Here is a 1,513-nt window from a genome sequence, read left to right on the forward strand (position 1 = left end):
ATAAGCATTGTATAATTTTTTCCCCTTATCTCGTTCCAGGGTTCTACCTTGGAACCCTCAAGGGTAGGGTTAATTCATGAATTAACCCTACCCTTGATAAGGGGGGTGATAGCTTCAATTTCCTCGCGACTTTTCTGGGGGAAATCGCTTTAAGAGTTCCTGCTTGGAACAATGGAGGAGTAAAGGAGTAAATTCTTCCGGGGACAATTGTAAAATCCGGCTGATAATCCCTTGCAGTGGTGGGTCTAACTCACCAAAACGGACTCGGAGCAAGTTTTCCACCACCAGACGTTCCCCCTCTTGCAGACCCCGTTCTAGACCTTGTTCTTCTCCTTCGGCCAGTGCCTCTTGATAGACTCTCGTTTGTTTTAAATCACTTAGTCCAAACATAGCTTCAATTTCCTCGCGACTTTTCTGGGGGAATTTGTAAATGATGATACTTTCGATTAGGTCAATTAACTGCCGTTGACTGGACTGGTCGGTGATTTCTTCTCTGGTCCGCTCGATTAGGGTTTGAGCAGTCCTCACCGCTGCCGTTTCCGACTCTACTACTAATTTAATCACACCGATTCCTAAGGAGGGATGGGACACCTGGGGCAATTCATCGAGATAAATGCGTCTAACGCTCGATAAATTGAGGATTTCGCCAAAATGCAGGGATTGTTCCCGTTCCACCCCACGATGGGGATAAATGACGACAATTTGCCAGGGGTGAGGTGGTTGATATTGTTTTAGAAACAGGAACAATTCCGCAAAAAGTCGATAGTAGAGCGTGTCGTCTGGTTGGAACTGCACTTCCACTAGGTAGAGGGGTTGCTGAATATCTTCTCTAAGTGGCATAAATAAGCCATCGAGACGGAAAGAGAGTTGTTTCACCTCTTGGGAGGTAAATTGATAGTTTGCTGCTCCCGGTTGCGGTTGTCCGATTAAGTCAAAGAAACTGTCGGGAAAGCGCAGGAAGATTTGGTAAAAGAGACTGTCAGTTTTCACGAGAAATCTCGCTTCTAGGGTTTATTGGCAGTTGCCGAATTGATTTAAGAGTTCCTGCTTGGAACAATGTAGGAGTAAAGGAGTAAATTCTTCCGGAGACAGTTGTAAAATCCGGCTGATAATAGCTTGCAGTGGTGGGTCTAACTCACCGAAGCGGACTCGGAGCAGGTTTTCCACCACCAAACGTTTCCCCTCTTGCAGACCCCGTTCTAGACCCCGTTCTAGACCCCGTTCTAAACCCCGTTCTAGACCCCGTTCTAGACCCCGTTCTAGACCCCGTTCTAAACCCCGTTCTAGACCCCGTTCTAGACCTTCTTGCAGACCACGTTCTAGACCTTGTTTTTCTCCTTCGGCCAGTGCCTCTTGATAGACTCTCGTTTGTTTTAAATCACTTAGTTCAAACATAGCTTCAATTTCCTCGCGACTTTTCTGGGGGAAGTAGTAGGGTTAATTCATGAATTAACCCTACCCTTGATAAGGGTGGTAATAGCTTCAATTTCCTCGCGACTTTTCTGGGGGAAAT

General features: G+C 46.3%; 2 protein-coding genes. Both read right to left on the reverse strand.

Going from position 1 to position 1,513, the window contains the following annotated elements:
• Nucleotides 1-114 precede the first annotated feature (114 nt).
• Nucleotides 115-990: an Rpn family recombination-promoting nuclease/putative transposase gene (locus PX636_RS08665; RefSeq protein WP_288116771.1), complete on the reverse strand. Its 876-nt coding sequence runs from the start codon at nt 988-990 to the stop codon at nt 115-117.
• Nucleotides 991-1,011: 21 nt separating this feature from the next.
• Complete coding sequence (locus tag PX636_RS08670; protein ID WP_130757136.1) at nt 1,012-1,395, reverse strand: FliH/SctL family protein; 384 nt, start codon at nt 1,393-1,395, stop codon at nt 1,012-1,014.
• Nucleotides 1,396-1,513: the final 118 nt, after the last annotated feature.

It is taken from the genome of Microcystis sp. M53598_WE2 (genome assembly GCF_030067735.1).
In the GTDB taxonomy this organism is placed as follows: Bacteria; Cyanobacteriota; Cyanobacteriia; order Cyanobacteriales; family Microcystaceae; genus Microcystis; species Microcystis aeruginosa.